Origin of the sequence: Nocardia sp. NPDC050435 (assembly GCF_040655395.1) — a bacterium.
In the GTDB taxonomy this organism is placed as follows: domain Bacteria; phylum Actinomycetota; class Actinomycetes; order Mycobacteriales; family Mycobacteriaceae; genus Nocardia.
The window spans coordinates 1-22927 of the sequence record NZ_JBFAJW010000011.1; the positions used below are offsets into that span (position 1 = coordinate 1).

Here is a 22927-nt window from a genome sequence, read left to right on the forward strand (position 1 = left end):
GCCCGGTCCCATTCCGAACCCGGAAGCTAAGGCCACCTGCGCCGATGGTACTGCACTCGACAGGGTGTGGGAGAGTAGGACACCGCCGGAACATCTTTTGCGGAAGGCCCCCAGCTTATGCTGGGGGCCTTCTTGCGTTGACGGCCCAGTTGGGCATAGCAATTCGCTTCAGCATGGACCGTATGGCGAGAATGACCAGCCAGGCCGATCTGCGCGACAGTAACGCCGAGCTCAAACACCTTGCCGGCCGCACCCACGCCACGTCGGTTGATCTGAAAGCGCGACTCGCTCGATTCGCCGGTGCGAGCACCGCTGCCGAGGAGCGCGCCGAAATCGACACAGTCTTCGGCCCGAATCGTCTCGATGGCTGAGGTACCTCGAGCCCAAGGGCTCCTCGACGCCTGCGTGCTGACGGTATCGCTCGCAGAGCGGGGTCTCGGCGTCTTTGTCGCTGCCCCCCGCGATCCGGTGAAGTGATTCCGAGCGGCTACAGGAAATCGAGAACAGTTTCCGAGCCTCGTCTTTCGACTCTGCCGCAGCTCGTCGATTGACCGTGCTGGCGGACTGGGCGTCGCCGCTGAGCGCTGTGCTCACGATCATTCCGGTGTCCTGATCGCAAGCAGGAGGCCGGCTTTCGGCCCCGGCCGCCGTACACCTGAGGGGGCGGGAATTGGTGGGCGGGGCGAGGCCCTAGACTCGACCGGTGCGCCTTGTGATTGCTCGTTGCCAGGTTGACTATGTCGGACGGCTCACGGCCCATTTGGCTATGGCCAAGCGGCTGTTGATGATCAAGAACGACGGATCGGTGCTGGTGCACTCCGATGGCGGGTCGTACAAGCCGTTGAACTGGATGAGTCCGCCGTGCTGGCTGGAGGAGCGGGATGGGGACGCTCCGGAGGGGGCGAAGGCGCTGTGGGTGGTAACCAACAAGGCCGGCGAGGAGCTGCGGATCACCATCGAGGAGATCGAGCACGACTCCGCCCATGATCTGGGCATCGATCCGGGGTTGGTGAAAGACGGTGTGGAGGCGCATCTTCAGGAGCTGCTGGCCGAGCACATCGAGACCTTGGGTGCGGGGTACTCGCTGATCCGGCGGGAATACATGACCGCGATCGGTCCGGTCGACATCCTGTGCCGCAATGCCGACGGCGCGACGGTCGCGGTGGAGATCAAGCGCCGCGGTGAGATCGACGGCGTGGAACAGCTGACCCGCTACCTGGAGTTGCTGAACCGCGATCCGCTGCTGGCGCCGGTGGTCGGCGTTTTCGCCGCGCAGCAGATCAAGCCACAGGCGAAGACGCTCGCCGAAGACCGTGGGATCCGCTGCCTGACGCTCGATTACAACGCCCTGCGTGGCACGGAGAGCAGCGAGTTCCGTCTGTTCTGAGGTCGGGTCGGGGCGACACGCTCCGACGCGCGTAGCCGGGGATTTGCGTGGTGCGGTGAGGACCTAGGCTGGAATCATGCCTCGTCGGAAACCGCGCCCGCAGAGTCGCAACAGCACCCCCGGTGGCGGCGGTCTGGACGACGGGTTCCCGGCCGGCTTCGAGCTCGGCCGTTCCGTCGCGGGCCCCGATGGCGAGTCCTACGTGGTGCGCACCATTCCGGGCAGCCGCGCTACCAAAACCTACCGGTGTCCCGGCTGTGATCACGAAATCCTCCCCGGCGTAGCCCATATCGTCGCTTGGCCGACATATGGCGGAGAGGAAGATCGCAGGCATTGGCATCGCGGCTGCTGGAACGGCCGCCAAACCCGCCGCATCACGAGACGGTGGTCCTGATCGTCAACGTGCGGCGGGGCTGTCATCAGGCGCATCTATCGGACGAGCAAGGGCCTTCTATCTTCTAGATATACCGTAGGCCCCACCAGCCACATACACCTGGGTCGGTTTCGGGACGGATGTGACAGTGAAACGCCGTCCGCCCACCCTCCGGAAATTAGGAAGGCCGCCCCCTCGCGGGAGCGGCCTTCGAGCGAATTCTGTTGTGGCACTACAGCTTCAGCCGCGGTGCCGCGTTTGTGACCGAGTCACAGCATCGTCCACCCGCGTCGTCGCCTGTGTGGTTGGTGGTCAGGCGATGTCGGCGTTCTCGCGCTCGTCGGCGTCGATGTCCTCGTCCTCGGACGCGACCTCGGGGATGGCCTTGGTGCGGGAGCCGGCGACCTGCTTGTTGCCGCCGCCGATCGACTTGCGCTGATCCGGCACGCCGTCCAGCAGTTCGCTCTCCCGGTTGACCGCCGCGAGCATGGCCGGCACCGAATCGAGCTGGCCGCGGATGCCGAGCAGCTGGGCCAGGACCCGGCCGCGCAGCACGCGCATCTCCTCGGCCAGTTCCTTGGCGTGCGCGATCTTGCGCTCGGAGGTCTGGGTGGCGGAGGTGATGAGACGGTTGGCCTCGTCGGTGGCGTCCTTGATCCGCTGGGCGGCCTCGGCGCGGCTGGTGGCCTCGAGCTCCTCCATGGCGCGGGTGAGCTTGGTGCGACGCTCGGCCATGGTGACTTCGAAGTCCTGCTGGGTGGCCTTGCGCTTGGCGTCGGCTTCCTTGCCGATGCGGTCGGCCTCGGCCTGGGCGGCCTCGATGATCTTGGCGGACTCGGTACGCGCGTTCGCGAGAGTCTGCTCGAATTCGATTTCGAGCGCCTCGCGCTTCTCCTTGGTCTCCGCGAGCAGGGATTCGTACTTACCCCGCATCTCGGTCGCCTGCTGTTCGGCGATCGAGACCATCTCGGCAGCCTCGGCCTGCGCCAGGGCGCGGACCTCGGAGGCCTCGTCGGAAGCCAGGCGCAGCATGCGCGAGATGCGGTCGGACATGCCTTCCGCGGTGGTCGGCGGAACGGAGAGGCGATCGACCTCCTTGCGGAGCTCGTCGATCTCGTCCCGCGCGTCCTCCAGCTGGCTCGCGAGATTCCGGGCCTGCGCCGCAGCGGCATCCCGGTCGGTAGCGGTGACCCTTAGTTCAGCGTCGAAGCGGTCGAAGTAGTTGCGTACCTCGTCTTGCGCATAACCCTTGCGCACAACGGTGAAGGGCAGTGCAACGAAGCGATTGCGATCGGACTCAGGTGACGACATGGCACACAAACTACAGCCTCATCCAACGTCATGGTGACTCGACCGCGAATGTGATTCCGAAGAAGTTTCCGGCTCCGATCTTGGTACTAGTGAGTAAGATTCGGGCTCGGCTCGACCAGCTCGATCAGCACACCGCCAGCATCCTTCGGATGGATGAAATTGATGCGGGAATCCGCCGTGCCGCGCCGCGGAGCCTCGTACAGCAAACGCAGACCTCGATCACGTAAATGGGTCGATACAGCCTCGATATCGGTGACCCGATAGGCCAGTTGCTGCAGGCCGGGGCCACTACGGTCGATGAACTTGGCGATGGTCGATTCGGCGTTCAGCGGGGCCAGCAACTGGATGGCAGTCGCGTTGTCGGCCGCGCCGGGTAGGGAAAGCATGGCCTCGTGCACGCCCTGCGCCTCGTTGACCTCGCGATGTGTCTCGATCATGCCGAGATTCTCGGCGTACCAGGTGATGGCCTTGTCCAGGTCCGGCACGGCGATGCCGACATGGTCGACGGCGATGACGTAATCCCCCGGGATGAATCCCTCTTGATTCGAAGCGTTGCTCACCACTCGAACGTAGCTTGCCCTGCCTGTCTGTGGGGCCGTCATACCAGTTACCGTGGAGTAGTTCCCCATAAGCACAGAACAGCGAGGTCTTGTCGTGACCACTGAGCCAACCCACCCCAACGGCTCCGCCGCTGACCATCCCCTTAGCGTCATCGTTTCCGGTGCGCGTACCCCGGTCGGTCGGCTGCTCGGCGGCCTGAAGGGCTTCACCGGGTCCGACCTCGGTGGCTTCGCCATCAAGGCGGCGCTGGAGCGGGGTGGCGTGGCGCCCGAGCAGGTCGACTACGTGATCATGGGCCAAGTGCTCACGGCCGGCGCGGGCCAGATCCCGGCCCGGCAGGCCGCCGTGGCCGCGGGCATCCCGATGGATGTGCCGGCGCTCACGCTGAACAAGGTGTGCCTGTCCGGCATCAACGCCATCGCCCTGGCCGATCAGCTGATCCGCGCGGGCGAGTACGAGATCGTGGTCGCGGGCGGCCAGGAATCCATGAGCCAGGCCCCGCATCTGCTGGAGAAGTCGCGGGAGGGCTTCAAGTACGGCGACGTGACCCTGCGCGATCACATGGCCTACGACGGCCTGCACGACATCTTCACCGATCAGGCGATGGGCGCGCTCACCGAGACGCGCAACGACACCGACGCGGTGAGCCGCGCCGATCAGGACGCGTTCGCGGCGGCCTCGCACCAGCGTGCGGCGGCGGCCTGGAAGAACGGCGTGTTCGACGACGAGGTCGTGCCGGTCGCGGTGCCGCAGCGTAAGGGCGATCCGATCCTGGTGAGCGCCGACGAGGGCATCCGGGCCGACACCACCGTCGAGTCGCTGGGCAAGCTGCGCCCGGCCTTCCGCAAGGACGGCACCATCACCGCGGGCACCGCCTCGCAGATCTCCGACGGCGCGGCCGCGGTGGTCGTGATGAGCAAGGAGAAGGCGCAGGCGCTCGGCCTGAGCTGGATCGCCGAGATCGGCAAGGCCGGTGTGGTCGCCGGCCCGGATTCCAGCCTGCAGGATCAGCCGGCCAACGCCATCGCCAAAGCGTGCGAACGGCAGGGCATCTCGCCCGCCGAGCTGGATCTGGTGGAGATCAACGAGGCTTTCGCCGCGGTCGGCATCGCCTCGACCCGCAAGCTGGGCATCGATCCGGAGAAGGTGAACGTCAACGGCGGCGCGATCGCCATCGGGCACCCGCTGGGCATGTCCGGCGCCCGCATCGTCCTGCACCTGGCGCTGGAGTTGCAGCGGCGCGGCGGCGGCACCGGTGCGGCCGCGCTGTGCGGCGGCGGCGGTCAGGGCGACGCCCTCATCATCAAGGTCTAGCGGTGACACCCGGGATCGCGAGCGCGCGATCCCGGGTGTGACGCGGCCAACTACGACTTGTCGTAGTGCATACGGCAGAATGTGCCCCATGGGCAATTTCTTCGACCTCAGCACCACTGCGAAGCGTTTCCGCTTCATCGCCGTGCTGGAGGCGATCTCCTGGCTGGGCCTGCTGATCGGCATGGCGTTCAAATACCTGCCCGAGAACGGCAACGAGATCGGCGTGAAGATCTTCGGCCCGGTGCACGGCGCGATCTTCGTCCTGTTCCTGCTCATCTCGCTGCTCGCGGCGCGCGAGCTGGGCTGGAACGCCAAGACCACGCTGCTGGCGCTGGTCTCCAGCATCCCGCCGTTCTGCACCGTGCTGTTCGAGGTGTGGGCGGTGCGTGCCGGCAAGCTGGGTGAGCTCAGTGCCGCCGCGGGTACCCCGGCCGAGGCAGCCGTCACCACTCGTTCGTGACAAACTGGATCCCGTGAATCGACCTGCCCCACGCCGTCCTTCGCCTGCCGTCGCCGCCGCAATGTCCGGTGCGGTGGATCTGTCCAGTTTGAAGCAACCGCCCGCTGGTGCGGCGGGCGCCGCCGCCGGGGGCGATTACGCCGTCGGTGAGGCCGATTTCGAGACGAAGGTCCTGCGGCGTTCCACCGAGGTGCCGGTGGTGGTCGCGCTGTACTCGCAGCGCAGCCCGGGCAGCGTCGAACTGGTCCGCACGCTGGAGCGCCTGGTCGCGGCCGACGGCGGCACCTGGGCGCTGGCCACCGTCGAGGCCGAGAGCAATATGCGCATCGCGCAGGCCCTGCAGGTGCAGGGGATCCCGACGGTCGTCGCGATCGCCGGCGGTCGCCCGCTCGCCGATTTCGAAGGCGCGCAGCCCGAACCGCAGGTGCGCCAGTGGCTGGACGCGGTGGTCGACGCGGTCGCGGGCAAGCTGGCCGGGGCCGGCGAGGAGCAGCCGCAACCCGAGCCGGAGGACCCGCGGTTCACCGCGGCCGAGGAGGCGCTGGAGCGCGGCGATCTGGCCGGTGCGGAGGCCGCGTACGAGGCCATCATCGCCGCCGAGCCGGGGAATGAGGAGGCCAAGTCCGCGCTGCGGCAGCTGCGCTTCCTCGCGCGGGCCCAGTCGATCCCGGATTCGGTGGTCGCCACCGCCGACGGCGATCCGGCCGACCTCGCCGCCGCCTTGGACGCGGCCGACGTCGAGATGCTGAACCAGCGGCCCGAAGCCGCGTTCGACCGGCTGATCGCGGTGATCAAGCGCACCGCCGGCGACGAGCGCACCCAGGCCCGCACCCGCCTGCTCGAACTCTTCGAGCTGTTCGATCCGGCTGAGCCTTTCGTGGTCGCGGCCCGGCGCAAGCTCGCCACCGCGCTGTACTAGAGGCTGGGCTGTACTAGAGGCCGGGCTGTACTAGAGGCTGCGCTGTATTAGAGGCTGCGCTGTACTGGAGACCGCGCTGTATTAGAGACCGTGCTGTACTGGAGACCGCGCTGTACTCGAGGCCGCGCTGCACTGGAGGCCGCGCTGCACTGGAGGCCGCGCTGCACGGAGACCGCGCTGCACTGGAGACCGCGCTCTACTAGAGGTCACGCAGCACTGGAGGCCGCGCTGTCCTGGAGGCCGCGCTGTCCTGGAGGCCGCTGTCCTGGAGGCCGCGCTGCACTGGAGGCCGCGCAGCACCAGAGGCCGCGCAGCACCAGAGACCGCGCAGCACTAGAGCCGGATGTGCTCGAGGGTGACGCGCGCCTGGCGGAGCCGGGTGCGCAGCGGGCCGTCGTCGTTCGGGGTGAGGCGCAGGCCCGCCGAGTCGGCGATGCGGTCGGCCACCCCGGCGACGTCGAGGTGATCGGTGTGGATGTGCTCGGCGAATTCGGGTTGCCGCAGCGCTTCGAGGCACCGGTCGATGCGCTCCACGGCGAAGCTCTCGAAGCGCAGGCCGAAGCGCAGGCCGGGCAGCCCGCGCCCGCGCAGGCGTTCGCGCACCGTGTCGTGCTCGGCCAGCAGGGCGAAATGCCGCACGTCGTGGCCGGTTTCGCGTAACCGGCCGACGGTTTCGGCGAAGTAGCCGGGATGCACCACCGTCATCGGGGCGAGGACGACGCCCTCGTGCCGCTGGAGTACCAGGTCGAGGACCTCGAAGACGCCTTGCCGCCAGGCGGGCAGATCCTGGAAGTCGCCGCGCAGCGCGGCGGGCATGGTGCGGTGCAGGCCGAAGCCGACCATTTCCGGATCGCAGACGACGCTGCCGGGCAGGCGGCGGCGCAGTTCGTGGGCTGTCTGGGTTTTTCCGCCGCCGAACGGGCCGTTGATCCACACGAGCATGGCCGCCACAGTACCGACGGGGCCGGGGGCGGCGTGCGCGTCAGGCGGGCGGCCCGGCCAGCCACAGGGCGCTGTTGGGTGCGAGGGTCAGCGAGACCGAGTGCGGGCGGCCGTGCCAGGGGAGGGCTTCGGTGGGCACCGCGCCGCGGTGGCCCAGGCCGGAGCCGCCGAAGTCGGCGGCGTCGGTGTCGAGGATCTCGGTCCACACCCCCGCGGTGGGCAGGCCCACGCGGTAGTCGCCGTGCGCGGCGCCGGAGAAGTTGTAGACGCAGGCGACCATCGAGCCGTCGGAGCCGTGCCGCAGGAAGGCGAAGACGTTGCGGTCGCGATCGTCGGCTTCGATCCAGGAGTAGCCGCCGGGGCTGGTGTCCTGGGTCCACAGCGCCGGATGCGCGCGGTAGACCCGGTTGAGCGCCTGGACGGTGGTCGTGATGCCGCGGTGCAGCGGGTTTTCCAGCTCCTGCCAGTCCAGGCCGCGGTCGTGTGACCATTCCCGGAACTGCCCGAAGTCCTGGCCCATGAACAGCAGTTGCTTGCCCGGGTGGGCCCACATGTAGGCCAGCAGCGCGCGCACGCCGGCGGCCTTGGCGAAATCGTCGCCGGGCATCCTGGTCCAGAGCGTGCCCTTGCCGTGCACCACCTCGTCGTGACTGATCGGCAGCAGGTAGTGCTCGCTCCACGCGTAGGTCAGCGAGAAGGTGAGTTCGTTGTGGTGCCAGGCGCGGTGGATCGGGTCGCGGCCCAGGTAGCCGAGGGTGTCGTGCATCCAGCCCATGTTCCACTTCATGGTGAAACCGAGGCCGTCGACGTCGGTGCCGCGGGTGACCCCGGGCCAGGTGGTGGATTCCTCGGCGATGGTGACGACGCCGGGGTGGTCGCGGTGCACGGTGTCGTTGAGCTGCCGCAGGAACTCGACCGCCTCCAGATTCTCCCGGCCGCCGTGGATGTTGGGTTCCCAATCGCCGTCGGGGCGTGAGTAATCCAGGTACAGCATGGAGGCGACGGCGTCGACGCGCAGGCCGTCGATGTGGAACTCCTCGATCCAGTACCGGGCGTTGGCGATCAGGAAGTTGCGGACCTCGTTGCGTCCGAAGTCGAAAACGTAGGTGCCCCAGTCCAGTTGCTCGCCGCGGCGCGGGTCGGGGTGCTCGTAGAGCGGCGTGCCGTCGAAGCGGGCCAGCGCCCATTCGTCGCGCGGGAAATGGGCCGGGACCCAGTCCAGGAGCACGCCGATGCCCGCGGCGTGCAGCCGGTCGACGAAGGCGCGGAAATCGTCGGGGGAGCCGAAGCGGGCGGTCGGCGCGTAATAGGAGGTGACCTGGTAGCCCCAGGAACCGCCGAACGGATGCTCGGCGAGGGGGAGCAGTTCGATGTGGGTGTAGCCGACCTCGCGCACGTATTCGACGAGCTGGTCGGCGATTTCCCGGTAGCCGAGGCCGGGCCGCCAGGAGCCCAGGTGCACCTCGTAGACGCTCATCGGCGCGCGTGTCGGATCGCCCTCGGCGCGGCGGCGCAGCCACTCCTGGTCGGTCCACTCGTGCTGTGCCGCCGTGACCACCGACGCGGTGGCGGGCGGCAGTTCGGTGGCGAAGGCCATCGGGTCGGCGTGATCGACGGTACGCCCGTCCGCGCCGTGCACGCGGTACTTGTATTTGGTGCCCACGTCGACGCCGGGGACGAACACCTCCCAGACGCCGGAGCCGCCGAGCGCCCGCATCGGGGCGGTCTGCCCGCCCCAGCTGTCGAAATCGCCGAAGACGGTGACGCCCCGGGCATTCGGCGCCCACACCGCGAACGAGGTGCCGCTCACCTCGCCGTCCAGGGTGGTGTATCGGCGGGGATGCGCGCCGAGAACATCCCAGAGCCGTTCGTGCCGGCCCTCGCCGATCAGGTGCAGGTCGAGTTCGCCGACGGTGGGCAGGAAGCGGTAGCCGTCCGCGCCGAGCATGGTCTGGCCGCCGGGATAGGTGGTGAGGATGCGGTAGTCCCGCAGCTCCGGATACGGCAGCACGGCGGCGAAGACGCCGTGGCCCAGCGACTTCAGCGGATGGTCGGCCGCGCCGACGCGGATCGCGACGGTCTGGGCGTGCGGTCGCAGCACGCGCACGATGGTGCCCTCGGGGTGCGGGTGCGCGCCGAGCACGGTGTGCGGGTCGGCGTGGGTGCCCGCCGCCAGCAGCAGGAGATCGCGGCGGCTGGTGGTCACGACGTGACCGCCGGGCTCATCGCAGCGTCCTGCGATAGGCCAGTTCGGTGCGGGCCCGCTGCGGGACGGGCGGCAGGGCGATGATGTGGGCGACCGCCTTGGCCGGGTCCAGGCGGATGTAATTGCTCTGCGCCCAGTGGTATTCCTCGCCGGTGATCTCGTCGGTCACCACCGGATGGTCGTGCCATTCGCGCCCGATGGCGGGCAGATCCAAGGACAGGAAACCCTGTTCGGGCCCATAGGGATTGAGGTTGAGCACCACCAGCACTGCGTCGCCGCCGGCCGGATCGATCTTCGAATACGCGATCAGGGCGTCATTGTCGATCTGATGGAAATGGATGCAGCGCAGCTGTTGCAGCGCGGCGTGGTTGCGGCGGATCTCGTTCAGCCGGGTGATCCACGGCTCCAGGGATTCGCCGCGGGCCAGCGCCTCGGCGAAGGGGCGCGGCCGCAGCTCGTACTTCTCCGAGTCCAGGTACTCCTCGCTGCCGGGGCGCACCGCCTGGTGCTCGAAGAGTTCGAAACCGGAGTACACGCCCCAGGTGGGCGCCAGGGTCGCGGCCAGGGTGGCGCGGATGGCGAACATGCCCGGCCCGCCGTGCTGCAGGCTCTCGTGCAGGATGTCGGGGGTGTTGACGAACAGGTTCGGCCTGGCCTCGTCGGCCTTCGCGGCGAGCTCGTAGCCGAATTCGGTGAGCTCCCACTTGTGCACGCGCCAGGTGAAATAGGTGTAGGACTGGGTGAATCCGCGCCGCGCCAGGCCGTAGAGGCGGGCCGGGCGGGTGAACGCCTCGGACAGGAAGATCACGTCCGGGTCGGTGCGGCGCACCCGCGCGATCAGCCACTCCCAGAAGTCGGCGGGCTTGGTGTGCGGGTTGTCGACGCGGAAGATCTTGACGCCGAACCCGATCCAGAACCGGACCACGCGCAGCACCTCGGCGTAGAGGCCGTCGGGATCGTTGTCGAAGTTGACCGGGTAGATGTCCTGGTATTTCTTCGGCGGGTTCTCGGCGAAGGCGATGGTGCCGTCGGGCAGCGTGGTGAACCATTCCGGGTGGGCGGCCACCCACGGATGATCCGGTGCGCACTGCAGGGCCAGATCCAGCGCTACTTCGAGACCGGAATGCGCTGCCGCGGCGACGAAGTCGGCGAAATCGGACTCGGTGCCCAGCACCGGGTGGATGGCGTCGTGCCCGCCCGCGTCCGACCCGATGGCCCACGGCGAGCCGACGTCGCCGGGCTCGGCGACCAGGGAGTTGTTGCGTCCCTTGCGGTTCACCTCGCCGATCGGATGGATCGGCGGCAGGTAGACCACGTCGAAACCCATGGCGGCGATGCGGGGGAGTTCCTTGGCGGCGGTGGCGAAGGTGCCGTGGATCGGGGTGCCGTTGGCGTCGCGGCCGCCGGTGGACCTCGGGAAGAACTCGTACCAGGACCCGAACAGGGCGCGGCGGCGCTCGGCCAGCACGGTGTGCTGCGGGCCGCGGGTGACCATGTCGCGCAACGGCGTCGCGCGCAGGATCTCGGCGATTTCCTCGGTGAACGCGGGGGCGACCCGGGCGGGCAACTGCTCGTCGCCGCGCAGCGCGGCCGCGGCCGCGCGCAGGCGCTCGAACTGTTTCTTGGGCACGGCCTGGGCGGCGCGTTCGAAGAGCTGGGCGCCGAGTTCCAGGTCGTTGGCCAGATCGGCGGCGCTCTGCCCGACGGCGAGTTTGGCTTCCACGGCGTGCCGCCAGGTAGCGATCGGGTCGCTCCAGCCTTCGACGCGGAAGGTCCAGGTGCCGGGCTGGTGGGCGACGAATACCGCGTTGAACACGTCCGGCTCGTAGTCGGGTGTCATCGGGATGCGGGTGATCCGGGACGAGCCCGGCCCGCGCACCGCCAGGGTCGCGGCGACCGCGTCGTGCCCTTCGCGCCACACCACCGCGCGCACCGGGAACACCTCACCCACCACGGCCTTGGCCGGGTATCCGCCGGGGATGGATGGGGCGGTGTCATCGATGGCGATGCGGCCGGTCACGTCGACCAACCTACCGGGCGCGGTGCGCGCGGCGTGCGCCCGCGGCCGGACCGGCACCGAGCCCGACCGAGATCGCGCCGCACCCGTCGCCGGATTCCGGGACCGTCACCGCTGTCGGCGGATGCCCTCCAGGAGGCGGTGCAGAGCGGCGATGGTGGTGGGGAGGGCAGCGGGGTCGTCGGTGGCGGCGAGCCAGAGCGCGGCCTCGTTCATGGCACCGGAGAGCAGGTGGGTCAGCGGTGCGATGGGCTGCGGGTCGAGCAGACCCAGGGGGATCAGGGCGGCCAGCGCCTCGCCGAGGTGGCGGGCCGAGGCGGCCTCGTCCATGGCGCGCCATTCGTGCCAGCCCAGCACCGCGGGGCCGTCGATGAGCATGATGCGCTGGGTGCTGGGATCGGTGCAGGCGGTCAGGAAAGCCTCGCAGCCCGCCAGTAGCTGGTCCCACGGATCCGCGGTGGCCTGCGCCGCGGCGGCGACCTGCTCGCCGACCTCGTGCTGGACCTGCTCGAGCACCGCGCGGAACACCTCGGCCTTGCCCGCGAAGTTGTGGTACAGCGCGCCCTTGGTCACCCCGGCGGCGCTGACGATCTCCGAGAGGCCCACGGCGCCATACCCTTTCGCCGCGAACAGGCGGCGGCTCTCGGTCAGCAGCGTGCGCCTGGTCTCTTCGCGCTGCTGGGCGCGCAGGGTGCCGGCCATCCACTACCTCCTCTTGACATACCGATGGTATGCGAACTACCTTCATTGACATACCAACGGTACGTGAAAGGCAAGCGCGATGGAACTACAGAGCTTCTACCCCGTCCTCGGCACCGGCAAGATCGCCGAGGCCCGCGATTTCTACACCAAGTGGCTGGGCTTCGAGATCCTGTTCGAGGCCGACTGGTACATCAGCATGCGCCGGCAGCAGGGCGGCAAGTCCTTCGAACTCGCGCTGCTCGACTACACCCACCCCACCGTGCCCGCGGCCTACCGCAAGCCGGTGCAGGGCCTACTGCTCAACTTCGAGGTCGACGACGTCGACGCGGAATGGGAGCGCATGGTCGTACAGGGCGGGATGAAAGCCGAGCTGGAGCTGCGTTCGGAGAGCTTCGGGCAGCGCCACTTCATCGTCGCCGACCCCAGCGGCGTGCTGCTGGACATGATCACCGAGATCCCGCCGACCGCGGCGTACGCCGAGCAGTTCAGTCCCGAGTACGCGGCGGAGCTGGCGGACAAGGCCGGGCCCGCCGCGATTGGGTAGGGTTCGCGGGGTGAAAGCGCTGCGCAGATTCACTGTCCGGGCCCATCTGCCGGAGCGGCTCGCGAGCCTCGCTGAGTTGTCCACGAATCTGCGCTGGTCATGGCACTGGCCGACGCAGGATCTGTTCGAGACGCTGGACCCGGCGCTGTGGCGCGAAGTCGGCCACGACCCGGTCCGGATGCTCGGCGAGGTCTCCGCCGCCCGCCTGGACGAGCTGGCGCGCGACAGCGAATACGCCGGGCGGGTGGACGCGGCCGCGGCGGATCTGCGCGAATACCTGAGCCGCCCGCTGTGGTTCCAGAGCCAGCTGTCCGAGCAGATCCGGGGCATCGCCTACTTCTCCATGGAGTTCGGTGTCACCGAGGTGCTGCCGAACTACTCCGGCGGGCTCGGCATCCTGGCGGGCGATCACCTCAAGGCCGCCTCCGATCTGGGGCTGCCGCTGATCGGTGTCGGCCTGCTCTATCGCTCCGGCTACTTCCGGCAGTCGCTCTCGGGCGACGGCTGGCAGATCGAGCACTATCCGGCGCTGGACCCGCAGGGCCTGCCGCTGCGCCTGCTCACCGCCGACGGTTCGCCCGTGCTGATCCACGTCGCCATGCCCGACCAGCGGGTGCTGCGGGCCCGGGTGTGGATCGCGCAGGTCGGACGGGTGCCGCTGCTGCTGCTGGATTCCGATATCGCGGAGAACGATCCGGAGCTGCGCGCGGTCACCGACCGGCTCTACGGCGGGGACCAGGACCACCGGATCAAGCAGGAGATCCTCGCCGGCATCGGCGGGGTGCGCGCGGTGCGGGCCTACACCCGCGCCGCCGGGCTGCCCGATCCCGATGTCTTCCATATGAACGAGGGCCACGCGGGGTTCCTCGGCGTCGAGCGGATCCGCGAATACGTTGCGGGCGGGCTGGATTTCGAGACCGCGCTGGCGACGGTGCGGTCCGGCACCGTGTTCACCACGCACACCCCGGTGCCCGCGGGCATCGACCGGTTCCCCATGCACCTGGTGCGCCGCTACTTCGGCGGCGCGCACGGCGAGGCCGAATCAGCGCTGCTGCCAGGGCTTTTCGTCGATCGGATCCTGACGCTCGGTCGCGAGAACGATCCGTCGGTGTTCAACATGGCGCACATGGGTCTGCGACTTGCCCAGCGCGCCAACGGCGTCTCGCAGCTGCACGGTGAGGTCAGCCGGGAGATGTTCGCACCGCTGTGGCCGGGTTTCGACGCCGCGGAGGTGCCGATCGGCTCGGTCACCAACGGCGTGCACGCACCCACCTGGGCGGCGCGCGAGTGGCTGGACAAGGCGCGCGAGCACATCGGCCGCGAACTCGTCGAGGAGGCGCGCGGCTGGGAGCGGCTGCGCGAGGCCGATCTGGGTGAGCTCTGGTCCACCCGCAACAACCTGCGCGCCCTGCTGGTCGCCGAGGTGCGCCGCCGGGTGCGCGCGTCCTGGTTGCAGCGCGGCGCCGCCGAGGCCGAACTGGGCTGGGTGGACGGCGTTTTCGACCCGAACGTGCTGACCGTCGGCTTCGCGCGCCGGGTGCCGACCTACAAGCGGCTCACGCTGATGCTGCGCGACCCGGAACGCCTGCGCGCGCTGCTGCTCGATCCGGAGCGGCCGATGCAGCTGGTGGTGGCCGGCAAGAGTCATCCCGCCGACGACGGCGGCAAATCCCTGATCCAGCAGGTGGTCCGGTTCGCCGACGATCCGCAGGTGCGGCACCGCATCGTCTTCCTGCCGGACTACGACATGTCGATGGCCCGGTACCTGTACTGGGGATGCGATGTGTGGCTGAACAATCCGTTGCGCCCGCTGGAGGCCTGCGGCACCTCGGGCATGAAGTCGGCGCTCAACGGCGGGCTCAACCTCTCCATCCGCGACGGCTGGTGGGACGAGATGTTCGACGGCGAGAACGGCTGGGCCATTCCGACCGCCGACGGCGTCACCGACGAGCACCGCCGCGACGATCTGGAAGCCGCCGCGCTCTACGACCTGTTCGAGCGCACGGTCGCGCCGCGCTTCTACACCCGGGACGCGCAGGACATGCCGGTGCGCTGGGTGGAGATGGTGCGGCACACCCTGCAGACGCTCGGCCCGCAGGTCCTGGCCTCGCGGATGGTGCGCGACTACGCCGTGCGGTATTACGCGCAGGCGGCCGGCGCCTTCCGCGGCGCCGTCGCCGACGAATTCACCGGCGCCCGTGCGGTATCGGAGTACCGCCGGCGGGTGGAGGAGGCCTGGCCGAAGGTGCGGGTGGTGCAGGTCGACAGCGCGGGCCTGCCGGATACCCCGATCATCGGCGCGGATCTGTCGCTGACCGCCCGGGTCGATCTCGGCGGGCTGCGCGTCGCCGACGTGGTGGTGCAGGCGGTCCTGGGCCGGGTCTCGCCGTCCGATGATCTCAGCGACGTCACCACCCTCGCGATGACGCACACCGGATCCGATTCGGGGACCGAGCTTTTCGCGATCGACACCCCGGTCCCGCTGTCCGGCGCCGTCGGCTACACGGTGCGGGTGCTCCCGCACCACGACCTGCTGGCCTCCGACGCCGAGCTCGGGTTGGTCGCCGCGCCGAGCGCCTAGTCCGGAATCGTTGCCACGGCGTCGATTTCGACCAGGGCGCCGGGGCGGGCGTGACCGGCCGTGCTGATGACGGTGATCGCCGTGCGATGCTCGCCCCAGACCTTGTAGGCCGCCGCGTAGCCGGTCCCGGCGTCGACGCCGGAGACCAGGTAGATGTTCAGCTTGACCACGTGCGCGGGGTCGGTGCCGGCGGCGTCGAGCACGGTCAGGACATTGCGCATGGCCTGCTCGGTCTGCGCCTCGATGCCGTCGAGCAGGCGGCCCGTGGCGTCGCTGCCGAGTTGGCCGCCGACGTAGAGGGTGCGCCCGGCCGGGGCGATCACGCCCTGGGTGAAGGCGGGGTTGTAGTGCAGGGCCTCGGGGTCGAGAAGGATGTTTTCGCTCATGACCCCACCCTCGCAGCCCTAGCGGACAGGTACGGTCCGCTAGTTTCGGACCATGGGTGCTGACGTCGAGCGGGGGACCGCCGAACGGGTGCTGGCGCTGCTCGGATTGCTGCAGCAGCGGCAGGTGTGGACGGGGCCGGAGTTGGCGCTGCGGCTCGGTGTCACCGCGCGGACCGTGCGGCGCGATGTCGAACGGTTGCGCGCGCTCGGCTATCCGGTGCACGCCGGCAATGGTGTCGGCGGCGGCTACCGGCTCGGGGCGGGACGGGATCTGCCGCCGCTGCTGCTGGACGACGACGAGGCGATCGTCGTCGCGGTAGCGCTGCTGGCCGGTGTCGGCGGGGCCGTGGCCGTGGCCGGTGACACCGCGGTGCGCGCCCTGGCCAAACTGGATCGGGTGCTGCCGGGGCGGCTGCGCGGGCAGGTCCGGGCGCTCACCGAATCGGTGGAATCCTTCACCGGGGGCAGGATTCCCGCAGATCCGGAGGTGCTGATGACCCTGGCGCGGGCGTGCCGGGACGAGGTCCGGGCCCGGTTCGACTATCCTTCGGGGGACCAGACGCACTCGCGCGAGGTCGAGCCGTACCGTCTGGTCGCCTCCGATCGCCGCTGGTATCTGCTCGCCTACGATCTGGAGCGCGCAGACTGGCGGACCTTCCGGGTCGACCGCATGACCGAGGTGCACGCGCGGACCTGGCGTTTCCAGCCGCGTCCGGCGCCGGAGGCCGCCGTCCACGTCCAGGAGGGCGTGGCCAGCCGGGTCTACCCGCGGCAGGCCCGCGTGCTGGTGCACGCCCCGGCCGCCACCGTGCGTGCCCGCGTCCCGGGCGCCGCCGCGGTCGTCCGGCCGCGCGGGCCGGAGCGCTGCGAGCTGCTCAGCGGCGCGGCCGATCTCGACGCGGTGCTGTATTACGTGCTGCGGCTGGGCCACGATTTCGAGATCCTGGAGCCGCCGGAACTGGCCGAGCGGTGCCGGACGCTGGGGCGGCGGCTGCTCGCGGCGGGCACTGAAAGCCGAGCGCGCCACACCCACCCCGACGGTGACGAATCTTCGATTCGGTCAACTGTCCGCTAACGTGCCTGAGCACCCCTTTTCGTACTCAGTCACGACTGGAGAATCCACATGGCCACCGACGTGCCGGCGCGTCCGCGCAGTCGCTTCGACGACTTCTTCGGCGTCAGCGCCAACGGCTCGACCATGAAGCGCGAACTGATGGCCGGCACGGTCACCTTCTTGGCGATGTCCTACGTGCTCGCGGTGAACCCGGCGGTGCTCGGTGACAATGGACCGCTCGGCGACAAGGGGATTCCCACCCAGGCGGTCTTCACCGCGACGGCGGTCGCGGCGGTGTTCGGCACCCTGGTCATGGGGCTGTGGGCGAAGTATCCGATCGCGCTCGCGCCCGGCATGGGCCTCAACGCGTTCTTCGCCTACACGGTCGTGCTGAGCATGGGGATTCCCTGGCAGGTCGCGCTGTCGGGCACGCTGCTGTCGGGCATCATCTTCTTCGTCCTCGCGGTCACCAAGATCCGGGAGAAGATCCTGGACTCGATCCCGATGCAGATGAAGCTCGCGGTCGGCGCGGGCATCGGCCTGTTCGTGGCCTTCCTCGGCCTCAAGGCGGCCGGAATCGTGCGGGCCAGCGACGCGACCTTCGTCACCCTGGGCGACTTCCACAAGGGCACCACGCTGCTGGCGGTGTTCGGCCTGATCGTGACCGTGATCTTCCTGGTCCGTGGCTGGCACGGCGCGGTGCTCTACGGCATCGTGCTGACGGCGCTGCTCGGCATCGTCACCGGGCTGGTGGATCTGCCCGACGGCGTCGTGGAGATGCCCAAGGGCCTGGACCAGACCTTCGGCCAGGCGATCATCCACCTGCCCGACGCGTTCACCGCGCAGATGGCCATCGTCGTGCTGACCATGCTGTTCGTCGACTTCTTCGATGCCTCCGGCACCCTGATCGGCGTCGCCAACCAGGCCGGGCTGCTCGACAAGGACGGCCGCCTGCCCCGCGCCTCGGCCGCGTTCGCCGCGGACTCGGTCGGCACCATGGCCGGCGCGGTCATCGGCACCTCCACCACCACCGCCTACGTCGAGTCGACGGCCGGCGTGACGGCGGGCGGGCGCACCGGGCTCACGGCGGTCACCACCGCGGGCTGGTTCCTGCTGGCGATGTTCTGCTATCCGATCTTCGCGATCGTGGCCGGTTCCGGTGAGATCACCGCGCCCGCACTGATCGTCGTCGGCATCCTGATGGCGCGCTCGCTCGGCGAGATCGACTGGGGGCGGCTGGAGTATTCGATCCCCGCGTTCATCACCGTGGTCATGATGCCGCTCACATACTCGATCGCCAACGGCTTGGCGATGGGCATGATCTTCTACCCGATCGTGATGGCCGCGAAGGGCAAGATCAGGGAAATCCACCCCGCGATGTGGGTGCTGATGGTGGTGTTCGCCGGCTATTTCTACTTCCTGGCGGAGTGAATTCTCCGGACGGCGGAAATATCTCGCCGGTCGAATGTGGTTGGGTCGGAACATGCTTCGAATCGGACCCCGGTCCGTTTGTTGCCGAGGCTAACGGAAGCTGTCACCGATCACGCAGGGATGAGGAACCAGCATGACCACCACCACCGAAACCAAGCCCCGGGTCCAGTCGGCGTCGTCTTTGGATGCCGACGCCACCGGCGTCGGCCTGCTGATCGCGCGCGTCGTGTTCGGCGGCCTGATGCTCGTGCACGGCGTCCAGAAACTGTTCGGCTGGTTCGACGGGCCGGGCCTGGAAGCCAACAACGCCGGGTTCGAGGCCATGGGATACAACCCCGGCGCGCTGTTCGGCACCCTGGCCGCGCTGAGTGAAGTGGCCGGCGGCCTGTTGCTGCTGCTGGGCCTGGCCACACCGCTGGCCGCCGCCATCGTGATCGGCACCATGATCAACGCGATCAACGCGACCTGGGCCAACGGCATGTTCGGCGCGGTCGGCGCGCAGGGCTGGCAGCCCGGCTACGAGCTGGCGCTGCTGTTCGCCGCCGCCGGTGCGGCGCTCGCCTTCACCGGCCCCGGCCGGTACTCGCTCGACCACGGCCGCCCGTGGCAGCGGCAGGGTGTGGTGATCGGAGCGGGCGCGGTCGCCGTGGGCGTCGTCGCGGCGGTGCTGACGCTGATCCTGAAGTGGGTGCTCTGACCCCCGACCGGATGTGAAGCCCGTCTCCTTTGGGAGGCGGGCTTTTTCGTCGATGTCACACCGCCGGCGGCCGCGTCGTCGTCCCGATATGAGCATCGAGATCAGCAACCCCGCCGAACTGCACGACCCGACCGCATTCGGCTACAGCCATGTCGCGCGGGTGCGCGGCGAACTCGTCTTCCTCGCCGGACAGTACGACTCCGACGCCGCGGGGCACACCACCAGCACCGATTTCGCGACACAGGTGGACCGCGCGTTCGCCAACCTCGGCACCGCGCTGCGCGCGGCCGGACTCGACTACGCCGACGTTTTCCAGCTGCGCACCTTCATCGTCGATCACGACCTCGGCAAGCTCGAGGTGCTCGGCAAGAAGATCGCCGAGATCTGGGGCGACCGGCCGCCGGTGCAGACCCTGCTCGGCGTCGCCGCACTCGCGCTGCCCGACATGCAGTTCGAGGTCGACGCGGTGGCCGCCGCCGGGTGAACCTCTCGTCCCCGCACCTGCGCGCGCGGGTGCGGGGGACTAGGGTCGGGCGGGGTGCCGATCGAGAGGAGGGGGCACGATGGTGGCCGCGGGCGCGCATTTCGCCGGATACGTCATCGAACGCCGGCTCGGGCGCGGTGGTATGGGGGCGGTGTACCTGGCCCGGGATCCGCGCACGGCGCAGCGCGTCGCGCTGAAGCTGCTCAGCCGGGAACTGTTCTCCGACAGCCGGATCCGGGCTCGGTTCGAGCGGGAGGCCGATCTGGTCACGCGGCTGGCGCATCCGAACATCGTGGCCGCGTACGGCAGTGGGCTCGAGGACGGGCAGCTGTGGATCGCGATGCACTACGTCGACGGCGCGGACGCGGGCGCGCTGGAGACTCGCACCCTGCCGCCGCAGCGCGCCATGCGCATCGTGTTCGACACCGCCGCGGCCCTCGACTACGCGCACGGCGCGGGCGTCCTGCACCGTGACGTGAAACCCGCCAACATCCTGCTCACCCGGTCGGTTCCGGAGCAGGTCTTCCTCACCGACTTCGGGATCGCGAAGCTCCGCGACGACGCCGGTCACCTCACCCAGACCGGCGCCTTCACCGCCACCCTCGCCTTCGCCTCGCCCGAACAACTCATGGGCGCCGACCTCGACCCCACCTCCGACCAGTACTCCCTGGCCTGCACCCTCTACTGGCTGCTGACCGGAACCACGCCCTTCGAATCGAAACACGCCCCCGTCATCGTCCAGGGCCACCTCCAGCAACCGCCGCCCGCGATCAGCGAGATCCGCTGGGGCCTCCCGCCCGCCCTCGACGCGGTCCTGCACCGCGCCCTGTCCAAACGCCCCGGCGACCGCTTCCGCACCTGCACGGAATTCGCCCACGCGGCAAACCTGGCCATGGGCGGCGTGCTCCCGGCGCCTGTGACGCGCGCCGCCGACACTGCCGCACAACCCGCGCCCCAGGTCCGACCCGCTGCTGAGGCAGAGCAACTCCCACCGCAGCCGCTGGCTGCCGGGTCGGACGCGCCGCGAGGGTTTGCTCCCGGCCAGGGGCAATCGCAGCCGCCGCTGCCGTCACCTGCTCAGGCCGGTGCGCCGTACCAAACCCACTCCACCGCAGGACAATCGTTACTTGGCCAGCCTGTTTCGCCGTCCGGATCTTCTCCTGTGTCGGGGCAGCCGTTGCCGATGTCGGGGTCGCCGCTCCCGCCCCGTGTCGGCGGAGATGAATCGCTATCCGACGAGTCGCCTGCCGCTGGGCGTCATGCCGCTTCCGCGACCGGGGAGTTTCCGCCGGGGCAGCCGCGCCAGCCACTGTCCGCCCCGCCTGCCTCGTCACAGCGGGGGCCGACGGCAGGCCAATCGCTGCCTGGCGAGTCGGCCTGGCCGCCTCAACCACCCCCGTACGCGGGTCGAGCATTGACTGCTGAGTCGGCGTCGTTGCCGCAACCGCCTTCTTTCGCGGGCGGACCGTCGACCGGTGAGTCGGCCTCATTGCGGCAGCCATCTTCTTTCGCGGGCCAAGCGCCGCCTGGTGATTCGGCTGCTTGGCCGGCGCAGCCATCTTCTTTCGCGGGTCAGCCGCCGTCTGGTGATTCGGTTGCCTGGTCGGCGCAGCCATCTTCTTTCGCGGGTCAGCTGCCGTCTGGTGATTCGGCTGGCTGGTCGGCGCAGCCATCTTCTTTCGCGGGTCAGCTGCCGTCTGGTGATTCGGCTGGCTGGCCGGCACAACCACCTTCTATCGCAGGCCAACCGCTGCCAGGTGAGCCGGCGTGGCCACCTCAACCGCATTCCTCCACAGGTCTATCGGTGCCGCGCGAGTCTTTCGAGGCGTACCGCGACGGTCCGCATTCCCCAGTTGCGCCGCCGGCTCCGGGGCGGCACCTGGGAGATTATGATCACGCGGGGCCGGGAACCGTGGGTCAGCCTATGCCGCACTTGCCCGGTGGGGCAGGGCAATTCACCCCTTATCCGGCGGGTGGTCGGCCGGGGCCGGGTGGCGGATCGCAGCCGATGCCGCAATCCGGGTTGGCGCCTGAGCAATTGGCGCGGCAGGGTCAGGAACCGGGTAGCTCCGGTGCGGAGGGGCCGGAGCAGCCGCGTCCGACGACTGTCGCTGTGATCGGGGTTTGCCTGGGGCTGGCGTTGCTGGGTGTGCTGGTTTTCGTGCTTGTTGCCATGTGATCGGCGGAAAACTCCTGGCTGGTGGGGGTGCGCGTCGATAGCGTCGTGCGGTGACAGTGGACGTGGTGCTGGCGGAGTTGGATCGGGCCTTCGGGGTTGGGGTGGGGCGGACGGCGGCGATCGCCGGTTGTAGTCCGCACTGTTTCAGTGCTGCGGAGCTGGAGCGGCTTTCCGGTCCGCTGGACCGGATTCCGGAACGTGAGTTGTCGCGGGCCGTGTTCAAGTGGGGGACGACGCTGGACGCGAGTGTGGGGTGGCTGCGCTGGGTGTCGCCGCGGTTGTTGCGGGGGGTCGTCGAAAAGAGTAGTGACGCGGAGTTGGTGGGCTGCCGGATGTTCGTGGCCGACTGGCGGTCGTGGCCCGAGGCGGCGGCGATCGAGGGGTTCTGTGCAGGGTACTGGCGGGCGGCGCTGTCCGGCGCCGGGTGCTCGGCGGTCGACGCGCTGTCGTTCCTGGTCGCGCTGACCGGCGCTGTCGAACCCTGGTTGCGGATCTGGACCGAGGATGCGGGGCCGGTGGCGGACGGGCATTTTCGCGAGCTCTGGCAGCGCTGGGCGATGGAGATCCTGGGCGGCGAGCTCGACGTGTGTGTCTACCGGGATGGCCCTAATATCGCGCCGGCGCTGGCCGCGTGGGTGCTCGCGGAGGCCCCGGCTCGGATCAGGCGGGGTGCGCTGGATCCGGGCGGTGAGTGGCTGCTCGCGCAGCTGCCGTTGCCGCCGGAGTCGCGGTGGCGGTGAGAAGCGCTGCGCGGTAAAGGCTCTCGCGGGGGCGCGGTATTCGGGAACAATGGTGTTCGTCGAATGTTACAGTGATTTGTCTAACGCAACATGTGTAGTAACAAGGCTGGTCGCTGCTCCGACAAATTTGACATGACTCTCAAAGGTAAACAGCTGCAACAGTTTTCGATTCGTGCCGGTGTCATCGCCGCGGTGGCGGCCGCCGGGCTGACCGGGCTGGCGGGGCCCTCCGCCGCGCTGCCCACGGACCCGGAGGCCCGCTTCACGCCCACGCTGACGCGGGTCGGCGGGCCGGAGTGCGCCGCGATCATCACCGGTGTGGTGGTGCCGCAACCGAAGTCCGGCGTGTTCGGCGTCCGGCTGAAGATCACGCAGGTCGGGGAGTTCTGCAGTCGATACAAGGTCGCGGTGCGCTGGAAGAATCTGGACACCGGACGGGAGAACGGCCAAGCGCATCCCGTCGACGAGCGCGGCAATGTCCTGAACACCTCGGACGGTGTGATCGTCGGGTTCGGCATGGGGCCGGGCGCGGGGCGCGTCGAAGCGCGGATCGTCACCATGACCGAGCGTGACCAGCCGCTGGAGCAGGTTTCGGGCACGGCCACGTTCACCCTCGGCTGACCCGCGCGGCGCCGGGTC

The 22927-nt window shown here is 69.2% G+C and carries 22 protein-coding genes and 1 rRNA gene; 16 read left to right on the forward strand and 7 right to left on the reverse strand.

Features of this window, described 5'->3' with window-relative positions:
• The 4 genes from rrf to AB0I43_RS30150 form a co-directional block, all read left to right on the forward strand.
• Positions 1-91 (forward strand): 5S ribosomal RNA (gene rrf, locus AB0I43_RS30135); the annotation flags it as partial.
• 91 nt (positions 92-182) lie between these two features.
• On the forward strand, positions 183-371 hold the full coding sequence (locus AB0I43_RS30140; protein WP_356980383.1) for a hypothetical protein: 189 nt from the start codon (positions 183-185) through the stop codon (positions 369-371).
• A 332-nt stretch (positions 372-703) separates the two neighbouring features.
• Positions 704-1387: an endonuclease NucS gene (nucS, locus tag AB0I43_RS30145; protein WP_356980382.1), complete on the forward strand. Its 684-nt coding sequence runs from the start codon at positions 704-706 to the stop codon at positions 1385-1387.
• Between the two features lie 76 nt (positions 1388-1463).
• Positions 1464-1781, forward strand: coding sequence for an ATP/GTP-binding protein (locus AB0I43_RS30150; protein ID WP_356980380.1), 318 nt, complete (start codon positions 1464-1466; stop codon positions 1779-1781).
• Positions 1782-2072: 291 nt separating this feature from the next.
• Here AB0I43_RS30150 and AB0I43_RS30155 read toward each other — a convergent pair whose 3' ends face one another.
• The gene (locus AB0I43_RS30155; RefSeq protein WP_356980379.1) at positions 2073-3071 is read right to left on the reverse strand and encodes a hypothetical protein; all 999 of its coding nucleotides are present in this window, start codon (positions 3069-3071) and stop codon (positions 2073-2075) included.
• 86 nt (positions 3072-3157) lie between these two features.
• On the reverse strand, positions 3158-3631 hold the full coding sequence (gene mce / locus AB0I43_RS30160) for a methylmalonyl-CoA epimerase (protein ID WP_356980377.1): 474 nt from the start codon (positions 3629-3631) through the stop codon (positions 3158-3160).
• A gap of 94 nt (positions 3632-3725) precedes the next feature.
• Between mce and AB0I43_RS30165 the strand changes: the two genes are divergently transcribed.
• The 3 genes from AB0I43_RS30165 (at position 3726) to AB0I43_RS30175 (ending at position 6325) form a co-directional block, all read left to right on the forward strand.
• Positions 3726-4946: an acetyl-CoA C-acetyltransferase gene (locus AB0I43_RS30165; RefSeq protein WP_356980376.1), complete on the forward strand. Its 1221-nt coding sequence runs from the start codon at positions 3726-3728 to the stop codon at positions 4944-4946.
• Between the two features lie 88 nt (positions 4947-5034).
• Positions 5035-5406, forward strand: coding sequence for a DUF3817 domain-containing protein (locus AB0I43_RS30170; protein ID WP_356980374.1), 372 nt, complete (start codon positions 5035-5037; stop codon positions 5404-5406).
• 61 nt (positions 5407-5467) lie between these two features.
• Positions 5468-6325, forward strand: a complete 858-nt coding sequence (locus tag AB0I43_RS30175; protein WP_356980385.1) for a tetratricopeptide repeat protein — start codon at positions 5468-5470, stop codon at positions 6323-6325.
• A gap of 333 nt (positions 6326-6658) precedes the next feature.
• Here the strand turns inward: AB0I43_RS30175 and AB0I43_RS30180 are convergent, their stop codons facing one another.
• From AB0I43_RS30180 to AB0I43_RS30195, 4 genes are all read right to left on the reverse strand, one after another.
• Positions 6659-7267, reverse strand: a complete 609-nt coding sequence (locus AB0I43_RS30180; RefSeq protein ID WP_356980373.1) for an AAA family ATPase — start codon at positions 7265-7267, stop codon at positions 6659-6661.
• A gap of 40 nt (positions 7268-7307) precedes the next feature.
• Positions 7308-9473: a 1,4-alpha-glucan branching protein GlgB gene (gene glgB, locus AB0I43_RS30185; RefSeq protein ID WP_356980372.1), complete on the reverse strand. Its 2166-nt coding sequence runs from the start codon at positions 9471-9473 to the stop codon at positions 7308-7310.
• A gap of 16 nt (positions 9474-9489) precedes the next feature.
• Positions 9490-11493 (reverse strand): maltotransferase domain-containing protein, encoded by a 2004-nt coding sequence (locus tag AB0I43_RS30190; protein WP_356980371.1) that lies wholly within the window; start codon positions 11491-11493, stop codon positions 9490-9492.
• A gap of 105 nt (positions 11494-11598) precedes the next feature.
• Entirely contained in the window at positions 11599-12192 is a 594-nt protein-coding gene (locus AB0I43_RS30195; RefSeq protein ID WP_356980370.1) for a TetR/AcrR family transcriptional regulator, read from the reverse strand.
• A gap of 79 nt (positions 12193-12271) precedes the next feature.
• Here AB0I43_RS30195 and AB0I43_RS30200 point away from each other — a divergent pair, with 79 nt between their 5' ends.
• Together AB0I43_RS30200 and glgP are read left to right on the forward strand one after the other, a co-directional pair.
• Complete coding sequence (locus AB0I43_RS30200) at positions 12272-12736, forward strand: VOC family protein (RefSeq protein WP_356980368.1); 465 nt, start codon at positions 12272-12274, stop codon at positions 12734-12736.
• A 10-nt stretch (positions 12737-12746) separates the two neighbouring features.
• A complete protein-coding gene (gene glgP / locus AB0I43_RS30205) occupies positions 12747-15317 on the forward strand; it encodes an alpha-glucan family phosphorylase (RefSeq protein ID WP_356980367.1) in 2571 nt (856 codons plus the stop codon).
• Here glgP and AB0I43_RS30210 read toward each other — a convergent pair.
• Positions 15314-15703 (reverse strand): RidA family protein, encoded by a 390-nt coding sequence (locus tag AB0I43_RS30210; RefSeq protein ID WP_356980366.1) that lies wholly within the window; start codon positions 15701-15703, stop codon positions 15314-15316. The genes glgP and AB0I43_RS30210 overlap by 4 nt on opposite strands.
• Positions 15704-15755: 52 nt before the next feature.
• Here AB0I43_RS30210 and AB0I43_RS30215 point away from each other — a divergent pair, with 52 nt between their 5' ends.
• The 7 genes from AB0I43_RS30215 (at position 15756) to AB0I43_RS30245 (ending at position 22909) form a co-directional block, all read left to right on the forward strand.
• Positions 15756-16778 carry a WYL domain-containing protein gene (locus tag AB0I43_RS30215; protein ID WP_356980365.1) on the forward strand — a complete coding sequence of 341 codons (1023 nt, stop codon included), beginning with the start codon at positions 15756-15758 and terminating at the stop codon, positions 16776-16778.
• 48 nt (positions 16779-16826) lie between these two features.
• On the forward strand, positions 16827-18188 hold the full coding sequence (locus tag AB0I43_RS30220; RefSeq protein ID WP_356980364.1) for an NCS2 family permease: 1362 nt from the start codon (positions 16827-16829) through the stop codon (positions 18186-18188).
• 133 nt (positions 18189-18321) lie between these two features.
• On the forward strand, positions 18322-18885 hold the full coding sequence (locus AB0I43_RS30225) for a DoxX family protein (RefSeq protein ID WP_356980363.1): 564 nt from the start codon (positions 18322-18324) through the stop codon (positions 18883-18885).
• Positions 18886-18973: 88 nt separating this feature from the next.
• Positions 18974-19369 carry a Rid family hydrolase gene (locus tag AB0I43_RS30230; RefSeq protein WP_356980361.1) on the forward strand — a complete coding sequence of 132 codons (396 nt, stop codon included), beginning with the start codon at positions 18974-18976 and terminating at the stop codon, positions 19367-19369.
• Positions 19370-19448: 79 nt separating this feature from the next.
• Positions 19449-21548, forward strand: coding sequence for a protein kinase (locus AB0I43_RS30235; protein WP_356980359.1), 2100 nt, complete (start codon positions 19449-19451; stop codon positions 21546-21548).
• A gap of 50 nt (positions 21549-21598) precedes the next feature.
• Complete coding sequence (locus tag AB0I43_RS30240; protein WP_357433045.1) at positions 21599-22288, forward strand: hypothetical protein; 690 nt, start codon at positions 21599-21601, stop codon at positions 22286-22288.
• A 132-nt stretch (positions 22289-22420) separates the two neighbouring features.
• Entirely contained in the window at positions 22421-22909 is a 489-nt protein-coding gene (locus AB0I43_RS30245; protein ID WP_356980355.1) for a hypothetical protein, read from the forward strand.
• The last annotated feature ends 18 nt before the right edge of the window (positions 22910-22927 follow it).